13 protein-coding genes and 1 tRNA gene are annotated in these 13477 nt (G+C 31.2%); 11 read left to right on the top strand and 3 right to left on the bottom strand.

Going from position 1 to position 13477, the window contains the following annotated elements; genetic code table 11:
• The first annotated feature begins 31 nt into the window (after window positions 1-31).
• The 6 genes from HMPREF3186_RS02900 (at window position 32) to HMPREF3186_RS02875 (ending at window position 3831) form a co-directional block, all read left to right on the top strand.
• Window positions 32-102 (top strand) — tRNA-Trp (locus HMPREF3186_RS02900).
• 192 nt (window positions 103-294) lie between these two features.
• On the top strand, window positions 295-1179 hold the full coding sequence (locus HMPREF3186_RS02895; RefSeq protein WP_060913863.1) for a ParB/RepB/Spo0J family partition protein: 885 nt from the start codon (window positions 295-297) through the stop codon (window positions 1177-1179).
• Window positions 1157-1915 carry a ParA family protein gene (locus HMPREF3186_RS02890; protein ID WP_060913862.1) on the top strand — a complete coding sequence of 253 codons (759 nt, stop codon included), beginning with the start codon at window positions 1157-1159 and terminating at the stop codon, window positions 1913-1915. The genes HMPREF3186_RS02895 and HMPREF3186_RS02890 overlap by 23 nt, the downstream gene beginning before the upstream one ends.
• Complete coding sequence (locus HMPREF3186_RS02885; RefSeq protein WP_060913861.1) at window positions 1908-2768, top strand: ParB/RepB/Spo0J family partition protein; 861 nt, start codon at window positions 1908-1910, stop codon at window positions 2766-2768. The genes HMPREF3186_RS02890 and HMPREF3186_RS02885 overlap by 8 nt, the downstream gene beginning before the upstream one ends.
• A gap of 2 nt (window positions 2769-2770) precedes the next feature.
• The gene (locus HMPREF3186_RS02880) at window positions 2771-3634 is read left to right on the top strand and encodes a mechanosensitive ion channel family protein (RefSeq protein ID WP_060913860.1); all 864 of its coding nucleotides are present in this window, start codon (window positions 2771-2773) and stop codon (window positions 3632-3634) included.
• A gap of 11 nt (window positions 3635-3645) precedes the next feature.
• The gene (locus HMPREF3186_RS02875) at window positions 3646-3831 is read left to right on the top strand and encodes a DUF951 domain-containing protein (RefSeq protein ID WP_003143961.1); all 186 of its coding nucleotides are present in this window, start codon (window positions 3646-3648) and stop codon (window positions 3829-3831) included.
• 47 nt (window positions 3832-3878) lie between these two features.
• Here HMPREF3186_RS02875 and HMPREF3186_RS02870 read toward each other — a convergent pair whose 3' ends face one another.
• Together HMPREF3186_RS02870 and HMPREF3186_RS02865 are read right to left on the bottom strand one after the other, a co-directional pair.
• Complete coding sequence (locus tag HMPREF3186_RS02870) at window positions 3879-4427, bottom strand: TVP38/TMEM64 family protein (RefSeq protein ID WP_060913859.1); 549 nt, start codon at window positions 4425-4427, stop codon at window positions 3879-3881.
• 145 nt (window positions 4428-4572) lie between these two features.
• Window positions 4573-5421 carry a VOC family protein gene (locus tag HMPREF3186_RS02865; RefSeq protein WP_060913858.1) on the bottom strand — a complete coding sequence of 283 codons (849 nt, stop codon included), beginning with the start codon at window positions 5419-5421 and terminating at the stop codon, window positions 4573-4575.
• A gap of 271 nt (window positions 5422-5692) precedes the next feature.
• On the opposite strand from HMPREF3186_RS02865, the gene ychF reads away from it, so the two are divergent.
• Window positions 5693-6793, top strand: coding sequence for a redox-regulated ATPase YchF (ychF, locus tag HMPREF3186_RS02860; protein ID WP_060913857.1), 1101 nt, complete (start codon window positions 5693-5695; stop codon window positions 6791-6793).
• 107 nt (window positions 6794-6900) lie between these two features.
• Window positions 6901-8187: a DUF6792 domain-containing protein gene (locus tag HMPREF3186_RS02855; protein WP_060913856.1), complete on the top strand. Its 1287-nt coding sequence runs from the start codon at window positions 6901-6903 to the stop codon at window positions 8185-8187.
• 57 nt (window positions 8188-8244) lie between these two features.
• Here HMPREF3186_RS02855 and HMPREF3186_RS02850 read toward each other — a convergent pair whose 3' ends face one another.
• Window positions 8245-10578, bottom strand: coding sequence for a transglycosylase domain-containing protein (locus HMPREF3186_RS02850; protein WP_060913855.1), 2334 nt, complete (start codon window positions 10576-10578; stop codon window positions 8245-8247).
• A 479-nt stretch (window positions 10579-11057) separates the two neighbouring features.
• Here HMPREF3186_RS02850 and tyrS point away from each other — a divergent pair, with 479 nt between their 5' ends.
• The 3 genes from tyrS to HMPREF3186_RS02835 are packed head-to-tail and all read left to right on the top strand — an operon-like array spanning window position 11058 to window position 13381.
• Entirely contained in the window at window positions 11058-12311 is a 1254-nt protein-coding gene (gene tyrS / locus HMPREF3186_RS02845; protein WP_060913854.1) for a tyrosine--tRNA ligase, read from the top strand.
• Between the two features lie 36 nt (window positions 12312-12347).
• Window positions 12348-13022 carry a ribose-5-phosphate isomerase RpiA gene (gene rpiA, locus HMPREF3186_RS02840; RefSeq protein ID WP_060913853.1) on the top strand — a complete coding sequence of 225 codons (675 nt, stop codon included), beginning with the start codon at window positions 12348-12350 and terminating at the stop codon, window positions 13020-13022.
• Between the two features lie 41 nt (window positions 13023-13063).
• Window positions 13064-13381 carry a metal-sulfur cluster assembly factor gene (locus HMPREF3186_RS02835; protein ID WP_003147395.1) on the top strand — a complete coding sequence of 106 codons (318 nt, stop codon included), beginning with the start codon at window positions 13064-13066 and terminating at the stop codon, window positions 13379-13381.
• The last annotated feature ends 96 nt before the right edge of the window (window positions 13382-13477 follow it).

Below are 13477 nucleotides of genomic sequence, written 5' to 3'. Positions count from 1 at the left end.
TGGTTCGAATCCACTTCTTCCCACCATTCTTAGGGACGTAGTTTAACGGTAGAACAAAGGTCTCCAAAACCTTTGGTGTGGGTTCGATTCCTGCCGTCCCTGTACAAGGTGTAATCATTTATGATTACACTTTTTTTTATTGTCTTTAAAAAATTGTTTACTTAACTTAGGAAATATTCTTTTAAAGTATTGTTTTATAAGCTTTATTAGATAGTATATATCGGGAAATATTTTTGACAAAAGGTTTTAAATATGATATTGTAGTAATGTATAAAGGGTTACAGGAGGTAAAATATGACTGAAAGTGTAAAACCATTTAGTAAACTATATGATTTAACACAAAGAGCTGAGAAAGTGGGTATTTCGGATGATGATGTACTTAGAGAAATTTTAGTAGAAAAGATTGTACCAAATAAATATCAACCGAGAAGAGAATTTACAGAAGAGAAGATTAAAGAACTTGCTGAATCGATTAAACAGAATGGATTACTTCAATCTATTACTGTACGTGATATAGGGGATGGATTCTATGAGCTTATTGCCGGTGAACGGCGTCTTAGAGCTATTAAATATTTACAGTATCCAAAGACAAAAGCGATTGTTAAAGAACTAACCGATGAACAGATGGCTACATTAGCTTTAATTGAAAATATACAAAGAGAAGAGTTAACACCAATTGAAGAGGCACATGCATATCAAGAGTTACTTAGAATTAATAAACTTACTCAAGATGAGCTTGCTAAGTCTTTAGGGAAAACTCAAGCCACTGTAGCTAATAAATTACGATTATTAAAATTAAGTAAAAAGGTTATTGATGCGATAAATACTAAGAAGATTACTGAACGTCACGGCCGTGCTATGGTTAAGTTAGATTCTTCTGCCCAAGAGAAATTATTGATTCAAATTTTATCACAAAATCTAAATGTATCTCAAACTGAAGAAAAAATTGATACATATTTAAAAATCAAAAAAGACACAAAAGTTTTTAATCCAACTGTAAATTATGATGGACAAAAAATTATATCTAAGCTTATAAAAGAAATAGCTAAATTAGAAGAGAAATATAATATAAATTTAAACAAAGAAGAAGAAGAAACTATGGAAAGTGTGGTTATTAAAGTTACTGTGCCGCGCTTTGTCAAAAAAGAGGTAAATGATGAAAATATTAGCGATATGTAATCAAAAAGGTGGAGTAGGAAAAACAACTACTTCAATAAATTTAGCAGCTTCATTGGCGCATCTTAAAAATAAAGTTTTATTAATTGATACTGATCCACAGGCTAATGCAACTAGTGGTGTTGGTGTAGATAAGGCAGCTATAAACCAATCAATTTATAATATACTTGTAGATGAGGTTAATATTAATGATACTATTATAAAAACTGCATATGAAAATCTTGATATTGTTCCGTCTAGTATTGCATTGGCGGGAGCAGAAGTTGAGCTTGTTTCAGCAATTAGCCGTGAGCAACGCATGAAAAATGCAATATCTGAAATTAAAGATGAGTATGATTATGTGGTAATCGATTGCCCTCCATCTTTAGGACTTATTACATTAAATTCATTAACTGCAGCTGATGGTGTAATTATCCCTGTACAGACAGAATATTATGCTTTAGAGGGCCTTAGTCAGCTTATGAATACATTTAATATAGTAAGAAAGCATCTTAACTCTAAATTGGATATTTTTGGGGTATTACTTACTATGACTGATAGTAGAACAAATATATCTAATCAAGTAGCAGAGCAGGTAAGAGAGCATTTCAAAGATAAAGCATTTGAAACAGTTATCGCAAGAACTGTACGTTTAAGTGAAGCCCCAAGTTTTGGAGAACCAATTATTGAATATGCGAAAAATTCTAATGGAGCAAAACAATATTTATCATTAGCTAAAGAGGTGATTGAGCGTGGCTAAGAAATTAGGTAAAGGTTTAGGACGTGGACTTGAAGCTATTTTCGCTACAGAAAATGTTGAGATAGTTACGGATAATGATAAGATAGTGGAAATTGCACTTGATGAGATCAAAAAGAACCCATATCAACCACGTACTTATTTTAATGAAGAAAAATTAAATGAATTAAAAGAATCTATCGAAAAAAATGGTTTATTACAACCTATTATTGTAAAAAAAGCTGTAAAAGGGTATTACATTATAGCAGGTGAGCGTCGTTATAGAGCGTTTGAACTACTAGATAGAAAAGAAATTCCAGCTATTATTAAAGAGATGACAGATGAAGAAATGATGGTCTTTGCTGTACTAGAAAACTTACAACGGGAAGATTTATCTGCTTTAGAAGAATCAGAAAGTTATAAAAATCTGATGGATAAGATGTCACTAACTCAAGAGGAATTAGCTAAGAAACTTGGGAAAAGTAGACCGTATATAGCAAATAGTTTACGTTTATTAAAGTTGCCTACAGAAATTAAAAATAAACTTGAGCAAGGGGTTATAAGTACGGCTCATGCCCGAACGCTACTTTCATTAAAAACAAAAAAAGCTATGGAAGAAGTTTGCGTTTTGGTAGTTAAAAGAAAAATGTCTGTTCGTGAGTTAGAAGAATATGTAGCGAAGTTATTAAAACCAAGAGAAGTTAGGAAAACAAAAGCTAAGGATATTTTTATAGAAGAGCAAGAAAATATTCTTAAAAAGCGTCTTGGAACTTCTGTAACAATTAAACAAAGTCGTAATAAAAAAGGTAAGATTGAAATTGAGTTCAAAGATAATGATGAATTTGAACGTATTATTTCGTTATTCAAGGATGAATAATTATGAACATTATTGAAAAAGTCAAAACTTCATTAAGCAACACTGATTTATTTATTGCAGTTTTAGAAAAACTATTACTTATAATTGGAATTTTTATTATTGCATCAATTCTAGTTCGTATCTTTAATAAAATTATTGATTATGTGATGACAACGAGTGATAATGCTAATAAGAAATTTAATATAAAGTTTAATGAGAAAAGATCAGAAACGTTACACAAACTTGTTAAAAGTGCAGTTCGTTATACAATCTACTTTATTGCATTTTTTCAAGTTTTATCAATCTTAGGAGTTAATACAACAAGTATTGTGGCGAGTGCAGGGATAGCATCTGTTGCGATTGGTTTTGGTGCACAGAGTTTAGTTAAAGACATTATATCTGGATTTTTTATCATTCTTGAAGGACAATTTGATGTTGGTGATAATGTTAAAATTTATAATCAAGCAGCCTTTATTGCCGGGGGTTATGTAATGTCACTTGGATTACGATCTACGAAAATTCGTTCTAAAGATGGTGAAGTATACTTCATACCTAATGGGACTATTAATCAAGTAGTAAACTATTCTTTAATGTATAACTTAGCACTAGTAGAACTACCAATTAAGATTGATGAGTCTATTGAAAAAATTGAAGAGAGAGTTAATAAAGTAATAGGTAATGCTAATAACTCTAAAGAATATCATGATTTATTATATAAAAATGATAAATTACACATCGATTATATAGAAAAAATTGCAGATAATGTTGTTACGATACATGTTATTGGAAAAGCTAAAGTAGGAAAGAAAAATGAAATTGAAACGAGATTACGACGTGATTTCTATAAAGAGTTTGAATCATTATTAACATCAAATGAAGAAAAATAGGAGGTTGGATTATGGAATATGAATTAAATGACATAGTTGAAATGAAAAAACAACACCCTTGTGGTACAAATAGATGGCAAATTACACGTATGGGGGCTGACATAAAGATAAAGTGCCTAAAGTGTGATAATAACATAATGATGCCAAGACGTGAGTTTAACAAAAAAATAAAAAAAATAGTTGAAAAAAATTCATAAAATAAAAAAGCTAGTGAATCTTTAAATAGAATCACTAGCTTTTATACTTATTTATTGAATCTTTTTGATACTTTTGAGCTTATAAACATAAAGGCCAAAACAATAATTATTCCATATAAAAATTCCATACTTCCAATATTATTTAGAGTAGTACCAAAGTGTAACCAGATCATTTTTCCAGGGATCAGCCCTATAATGTTACCGATAAAATATTTTTTAAAAGATATCCTAGTTAAACCATATGAGTAACAGATAACACTGTTTGGAAGAACTGGGATTAATCTATAGATTATTAGAAACATTGTTAGTTTATTTTCACTTATACCGAAAATTGTATCATATTGTTTTTTCGATAGTTTTTTAGCTAAGTATTTTTCAACGTAGTCACTTGCGAAGTATCTTGAGATAAGAAACATCACACTAGTATATATCATTGCAGAAATTATTGAAAGGATAAAACCATGAGTAAAACCAAATAAATAACCACCAATTGCAGAGAATATCCCTGGTGGGAATAAAAATATTGGTAATACAGATGCTAGTATTAAAAATACTATAGATGCAAAGCTACCAAATTGTGCTATAAAATCTTGCATAGTTCCTCCTTCTGCTAAAATAATATTCTTATTATATCATAAAGATAGGGAAATAAGCGAATAAAAACTAAAAGTGAGTGACTCGAAAATTGTGATTTCAAGGAAATTGGTTTTGATGAGTTACCCACATAAAGATTTTTAAATATTATACTTCTTTTATTAAATGAATTTCAATTCCATTAGGATCATTAATAATAATCTTATTATCATATTCAGAGATGATTTTAGTGTTGTTATTTTTTATATTTTCCACAACTTTATTGTAAGCAACATCATCAATAAATAGAATTTCAAAATGATCTAAACCTGGAGTTCCTTTTTCTCTAAGGTTTAGATTAGGACCTCCCCATTGATTAACAGCTAGATGGTGGTGGTAATTGCCGTAAGCAATCCAACTAGCACTAGCCACGGTGAATTTATCACTAAATCCTAGTACTTCTTGATAGAACTTAGAAGAAATGGTAGAGTTTTGAACACTTAGATGAACATGACCAATAATAGTTCCTACTGGTAAAGTATAAGGCACTACAGATTTTGAAATATTAAGTAGGTGAGTAGCATCAATAGGTTCTGTTACTCCTATAATTCTACCATCTTCTTTTATATCCCAAGTACTTTCATCTTTATCATAATATACTTCTATTCCATTGCCTTCGATATCACTTAGATAAAGTGCATTACTATAACCGTGATCAGATCCACCATCTAAAGGTATATTAGAATCTATAAAGTGGCGCAGTATGTTTGCTAGACTTTGCTCATCTGGAACTAGATAGGCTATGTGATACAGTCCGTAAGAACGTACAAGAGGTCCATCGACTTTTTTCATGTGGAGAAGCGGAGTATTATCAGTAGTACCTAAAGTAGCTTCCGTTTCGTTTTTTGAAATTATAGTCATACCCATAGCTTCTGTGTAGAATTTAAGCTGTCTTTCAAAGTTTACAACATTAAGTGTTGCAGTTCCAAGTTTAATATTTGAGTTATATTTTTTCATAGTTAATTATTATCCTTTTAATTTTTTTCACAGAAATTTATATCTTGTAATATATTTTACATACCAAAATACATTTTGTAAAGTACGTACTTTTATAATAGTTAGTATCTTTTAGTATACTAACGAATAAGATTAATGATTATTAACAAAATATTTTTAAATAGCATAATAATAAATGATAAGTTTCGTGTTTTATGTTATAATAGATAAGTTGAGTAGGCAAGGCCTAAGTAATATAAGAAATTAATGAAGAAAAGGAGTGATTAATACTATGGCATTAACAGCCGGAATAGTAGGATTACCAAACGTAGGAAAAAGTACACTTTTTAACGCAATTACAAAAGCAGGAGCATTAGCAGCGAACTATCCTTTCGCAACAATTGATCCAAACGTAGGAATTGTAGAAGTACCAGACCACAGACTAAATAAATTAACAGAATTAGTAGAACCTAAAAAAACAGTACCAACATCATTCGAATTTACAGATATTGCTGGTATCGTAAAAGGTGCATCTAAAGGAGAAGGACTAGGAAACAAATTCTTAAGTCACATTCGTGAAGTAGATGCAATTTGTCAAGTTGTTAGATGTTTTGAAGATGAAAACATTACTCACGTTGCTGGTGGAGTAGATCCATTATACGATATTGAAGTTATTAACTTAGAGTTAATCTTAGCAGACTTAGAAAGTGTTGAAAAACGTATCGGACGTGTTGAAAAACAAGCTAAACAAAAAGATAAAGATGCTGTTGCAGAATTTGCAGTACTTGCTAAAGTACGTGATATTCTTAAAGAAGAAAAACCAGCTAGACTTTTAGAATTAGATAAAGAAGAGCAAAAAATCGCAAAAGGATTACATTTATTAACAATGAAACCTATGCTTTATGTTGCTAATGTAAGTGAAGATGATTTACTAGATGTTGATTCTAACAAACACGTAGCAAGTGTACGTGAGTTTGCTGCAGGCGAAGGAAGCCAAGTAATCGTAGTTTGTGCAAAAATCGAAGAAGAAATGGCTTCACTAGAAGATGAAGAAAAAGCAATGTTCCTTGAAGAGTTAGGAATCGATGAAAGTGGATTAGATAAATTAATCAAAGCAAGTTACAGCCTTCTAGGATTAGCAACATATTTCACAGCTGGTGTCCAAGAAGTACGTGCATGGACATTCAAAAAAGGTATGTTAGCTCCTGAATGTGCTGGAATTATCCACTCTGATTTCGAACGAGGATTTATACGTGCTGAAACAGTAAGTTATGATGATTTAGTTGAATACGGAAGTATGCCAAAAGCTAAAGAAGCTGGTCGTGTTCGTCTTGAAGGAAAAGAATACGAAGTAAAAGACGGCGACATCATGTTATTTAGATTTAACGTATAATATTTAATAAAATTCTATATTTTCTCATTACATGGGAAGATATAGAATTTTTATATTCGCTATAAAATATGTTATAATTGTTTTTATATAAAAGAGGTGATTCGACGATGTTAAGATTTTTCCATAATCCTTTGCTTATTGCAAAATTAGCGGAGTATGATTATTTAATTAAAGGAAATAAGAAACAGAGTACAGCAGAATATAAAATAAAAAGAATTATAAAAGATATAACCGGAGAAACATTTGAAGATATTGAAGTGTATAATAGTGGAATATCAATTCCAAAGATTACGAAAAATGGATTTCAAGCTACAGCAATCTATATACCAGAACTTAAAGAACTTCTTATTATTTATAGAGGTAGTGAGAGTGAAGATATTAGCGATTGGTTTTACAATTATACAGGAATAGTTTCAGGAGAAAACACTAGTCAGATAGACTCAGCATGTTTATTTAATAGATTTTTAAAAAGAAAGATTCCGGACTTTGATGTATGCTATAAAGTCGCAGCTGGACATTCTCTTGGTGGTCATTTAGCTATCACCGTAGAATTACTTAAGAAAATATACCAGCGAGTTTATACATTCAATACAGCATTACCACAGTTAAAACAATTAAGAAAATATGATAAAAAATATAATAAAAAATTAGAAGAGTATTTTTTAGAAAAAGATTTAGAGGCGACTAATAAACTCCAAGAATTCACTTCTAATTACTATGCAAAAAATGCTCATCATATATATAATTTTGTAAGAAAAAATGATTTCATACAATCGTTAAATATGACTGTAGGAACATTTCATGTAGGGAAGACTATAGAATTTCCAGCGATAATAAAAAACTTTGTTGCACCTGAAGAATTTTTAACAGAAGAAGATACGTATGAATTAGATAAAATTTTCTGTGATTTTTATAATAGATTATTGGAGAAAAATATTACTCCTGATAATGTTGTAGAGAATCAAAAACAGGTAACAGATGAATTTATAGGATTACTGATTGAAAAAATTAAAAATCCAATTCAACAACAAATCAGTAATTTCTCTTATAAGAAAGGAATAAAAGCATCTAGTGAAGTAGGAATTACAGATTCATATAGAACATTTAAGGCTGTTTATAATTACTTATTGTACTTAGCCCATGCGGGTATTATACCTGATGATGTAATAAATTGTACTGATAGTAAAGCAGCTACAACTCTTTATGAGAAGCTTATGTGCGATGTAAATAAATCAAATCTTAAGAATTTATTAAAACCATTACAGGAGTTTTACACGTTAACTAAAGTTATTTATACTGTAACTCATGCAAATGGTTTAGATGATGTAGGAAATTGGGGAAAAATAGCAAAAGCACACGATCTTCCAGCTTTATATGATGCGTTAAGAGAGTAAGACACGCTTAAATAATAAAAAAGAGGATTGAGCAAAATACCCAATCCTCTTTTTATATTACTCGTCATCTTCTTCTGTTATAACAGTTGGTGGAGGAGAAGTTTCAGTAATTGTTACTGTACGTTCTTCTCTCTCTTCTTTTTTATCTTTTTTATCTTTTTTGTCTTTATCTTCTTTCTTCTCTTCTTTTTGAACAGGTTTTGTTACAACGACTTTTGAAGGATCGCTAAATGAAATACCTTTATCTATATTATAACCAAATTTTGCCAATGTTTTTTCTTTAGATAGTTCTTTAAAGCCATTTGGTACTATATCTTTTGTACCACCTTTTGCATTGTTATAACCGTTGATACTTGCATCAACGACTGATTTAGGTCGACTAAAGGCAGTATCTGGTGCGATTAAGTTTTTATCAAGTGCATAAATAGCATTCATAACTGCAATCCAGCTTCTTTGAGCATAGTCATAACTTGGAACTTTTGCCGGACTATCGTATCCATTCCATAGACCAACAGTTATTTTTGTGGAACCACCAACAACCCATAGGTCTTTATAGTACTCAGAAGTCCCTGTTTTTACAAATAAGTTTTTAGAATTGAATTTAAGTTTACTTGGCATATCATGAGATGTACCGTAACTCTTATTGATTACATCCCCAAGCATATTGACGATTAGATAACTTGTAGATTCTTCGAATACTTTGACTGGAGAGAAATCAGCTTTATAAACTAGTTCTCCATCATTATTTTCTATTTCTTCGATAATATGTGCTTTCTTGTGCTCACCTTTATTTGCGAAAGTAGAGAAGGCACTAGTATTCTCAGTAACAGATAGACCATAAGTCATACCACCGATAGCAGTAGCTAAGTTAGTTTTATCACTTTCTGTAAGACCTTCAGCACCCATTTTCTCTAGATAATTTGTGACAGGATCCTCTTTATAAAATGCAGAGTATAGCCTTACAGTAGGTAAGTTAAGAGATCTAGCTAAAGCTTCTCTAGCAGGTAGGTATCCACGCTCAGACATGTCATAGTTCTCAGGTTTCCAACCATAGTGGTTAAATCTCTTATCTAAAACTGTCGAGTTAGGAGTAATGTAACCTTTATCGATAGCTGGTCCATAAACTAGTAGTGGTTTGATTGTAGAACCTGGTGAACGACGAGTTCTTGTTGCGTGGTTAAGTTGTTGTTTTTTGTAATCCATACCGCCAATAAACGCTAATACTTTACCAGTACTATTTTCGATAACCGATGCTCCAATTTCTAATGGATAAACGCGCCCACCTTGACTATATGTTGGGTAAGAAGCGAATTGTTTTTTCGTTTCTTGAAGAGTATCGTAAAGTTTTTTATCAAGTGTAGTTTTTACTTTATAACCACCAGTTATGAATTTAATTCTACTTTTTTCAATTAGTTCATTTCTGTAGTCAGAATTATTTTTAAATTCTTCTTCTCTATTATTTTTTTTAGCAGTTTGCTCAGCTAATATCTCTGCAACTGAACTTGTTACCTCATCACGAATATAAGAATAATCAGTATATTCTGAATATTTTTGTTTAGTATAGGCACCTTTAATATCGAATTTCTTTGCTTCTTCAAATTGTTCTTTAGTAATAAACTCATTTGAAAGCATGCGTTCTAATACATATTGCTGTCTTTCAAACCCTGTTTGAAGTTCTTCATCAGGACGGATATTTCCAGCTGAATCAAATGGTGTGTATCTGTATGGTGATTGGACAAATCCTATAAGATAAGCTGCTTGAGCTATATTTAAATCTTTAGAGTGAACACCAAAAACTCCCTGTGCTGCAGTTTCGATTCCACTGATGTTTTGCCCTAAACTATTTTTCCCGAATGGGGCAACATTTAGATAATTTTCAAGGATTTCATTTTTAGAAAAATGACTATCTACACGAAGTGCTAGTAATATTTCTTTTGCCTTTCTTTCATAAGATCTTGAATTATCAAGAAGCTGGTTTTTTACTAATTGCTGAGTTATAGTACTACCACCTGTTGTTTTCTCTCCTGTTACTTCACTAAGAGAGGCGCGTATAACGGCGAAGATATCAACACCACTGTTTGAATAAAAGTTTGAATCTTCACTAGCGATTATCGCATTTTTAACATTATCTCCTAATTCTTCATAAGAGACAGTTTTCCTAATTAGTTCGGAGTTAATAGTACCTAATTTTTCTCCACTTCCGAAGTAGACCTCACTGTTTTTACTAATATTATTAATTTGATCTTTCATTTCTTTTTGAGTTAAGACAGGTTGATCTTTAACTAAGCCACCCACATAACCAATAGCAAGCCCCGCACTTAGACTAAGTAGAAGTCCAGTTGAAAGAAGGAGGGATTGCGTTATAGAAGTTAGTATCTTCTTGTTTTTCATTGAAATCTCCTTAGATTGCATACTATAAGCTCTATTATACCATAACTTTACAGGAAAAACTAAATTATATGCTAGGAGAGTGGAGGATATATAGTTAATTTTCGGGTAAGACGATTTCCTAAAAAGTTCTAAATTTTAGAAAAAACTCATATGAGAACTTACGATTGCAGTGGTTTATTGATATTTAAATTCGCTTTATGAAAGTTTTTTAGATATCTAATAAACCACTGCGGGAAGTGACTTGTCAAAATTTTGTTTCTTAGGAAATCACGATTTTAGAGTCACTCCCATATTCTTAAGTTATAAGTTAAGTTCAGAAGATTTAGTTGTTTTTAATGATAGAATCTAGTTTTTTTCTACAGGAATTCCCTTAAGAATTTATTAGTTTGTTTTTAAAATATAAGAAAAAGATAAAAGAAAAAGTAAAAAATATGATATAATTGAGATAAGTGTATTAAAATTCTTATGGAGGTATTTCAATGAGTAAATTATTAGAAGATTTAAAATATAGAGATTTAGTTTATCAACAAACAGATGAAGAAGGAATAAAAGAATTATTAGAAAAAGAAAGTGTATCGATTTACTGTGGTACAGATCCAACGGGTAACTCATTACACATTGGTCATTTACTACCATTTTTAACATTAAAAAGATTTCAACAGCATGGGCATAAACCTGTTATTTTAGTAGGTGGAGGAACTGGTATTATCGGAGACCCATCAGGAAGAAGTGAAGAGCGTCAATTACAAAGCCTTGAGGTAATTGAAGATAATGCTCGTCGTCTTGAAGCGCAACTTCGTAATATTTTCCGTGGAGATGACAATATCGAATTCGTAAATAACCGTGACTGGTTAGGAAAACTTTCTATGATTGAATTTTTACGTGATTATGGGAAATTAGTAAACATCAACTACTTACTAGCGAAGGATTCAATTTCAAGCCGTCTAGATAACGGATTATCATTTACAGAATTCAGTTATACTATTTTACAAGGTATTGACTATGCATACTTAAATGAACACCATAATGTTAAATTACAAATTGGTGGTTCAGACCAATGGGGTAACATTACTACTGGTCTAGAAATCATGAGAAAACTTCGTGGAGATGTTGAGGCATATGGATTTACTATTCCATTAATGCTTAAATCTGATGGAACTAAATTTGGTAAATCTACAGGTGGAGCAGTATGGTTAGATCCAGAACAAACGACACCGTATGAATTCTACCAATTCTGGTTCAACACTGCGGATACAGAAGTAGTACCAGCTCTTAAGAAATTTACATTCTTAGAAAAAGATAAAATTGAAGCGTTAAGAGAAAGCTCAGAAAAAGAACCACACTTACGCCTTGCTCAAAAAGCATTAGCAGAAGAAATGGTGAAAATTGTTCATGGTGAAAAAGCATTAGAAAGTGCATTAAACATTACAAAAGCATTATTCTCAGGAAACATTAAAGAACTAACTCACGATGAATTAAAAGCAGCTGTTAAAGGTATGCCAAAATCTGAATTAGAGAAAAAAGAATACAATATCGTAGATTTCCTAGTTGAGAGCAAACTGGTACAATCAAAACGTCAAGCACGTGAAGATGTAAACAATGGTGCTGTTTATGTGAACGGTGATAAAGTTACAGATTTAGAATATGTTGTAGAAGCTAAAGATAGACTAGAAGATGGATTTACAGTACTTAGACGCGGTAAGAAGAAATATCTATTAGTAGAATATAAATAATTTTAAAGTAACATATACATAAAGAGGGGAACCGAAATGAATCTAAAAGAAGTTGTTGGTAAAAAAGCTGTAGAATATGTAAAAGATGGTATGATCGTTGGTTTAGGGACAGGTTCGACCGTATTCTATTTTGTTCATGCACTAGCCGATAGAGTAAAAGAAGGATTGAATGTTGAAATGGTATCAACATCGATTCAAACGGTTGAACTAGCTAAAAGCCTTGGTCTTTCAATCAAAGACCTAGAAGAGATTGATCATATTGATCTTGCTGTCGATGGAGTAGATGAAATTGACAAGGATTTTAATGCGATAAAAGGTGGAGGAGCAGCGTTATTTAGAGAAAAAATAGTTGCTGATATTGCTCGTGAAGTAATTTGGATTTATGATGAGAGTAAAGATGTAGAAAAACTTGGGAACTTTAACCTACCTGTAGAAATATTACCATTTGGGTATAGTCATACTATAAGAAAAATGGAAGAAGCGGGCTTAAAACCAGTGTTAAGATTAAAAGATGGAGCTACTCTTATAACAGACAATAATAATTATATTGTAGATTTACACTTAGGTTATGGATTTGATATTAAATCTGTAAAAGAAAAATTAGAAAGTATAGTTGGAGTAGTAGAACATGGTTTATTTTTAAACATGTGCAAACTATGTATTAAAGGAACAGAACAGGGAGCTGTAATTATAGAAAATTCAAATAAGTAAAGGTAAATTTGTTGGAGAGTTATAGTAAAGAGGTGGAAGAAATGGAAACATTAAAAGATAGAGTAATAGAAGCATTAGAAAATGTAATAGACCCTGAGCTTGGTATCGATATTATGAACTTAGGACTAGTATATGATGTTAAGATGAGTGATGATAATAAGCATGCTATCGTTGATATGACTTTAACATCTATGGGATGTCCTTTAGCTCCTATTATTATCGAGCAAGTGGAAACGGCTATGCTAGGTGTTGATGAGATAGAGAAAGTAGATGTAAATATAGTTTGGGAACCAGCATGGACTAAAGATAAAATGTCACGATATGCTAAGATTGCTCTTGGAGTGATTGATTACGAATAAAATATAAATACAAAAAGCAATTTCAAAATTGAATGTAAGAAAATTTTGAAGTTGCTTTTTTAATATGGTTGTATACTAAATCCGGGGCATGGAAAA

This window comes from Gemella haemolysans (assembly GCF_001553035.1).
GTDB lineage: Bacteria > Bacillota > Bacilli > Staphylococcales > Gemellaceae > Gemella > Gemella haemolysans_B.
This window is presented reverse-complemented; position numbering and strand designations above follow the sequence as displayed.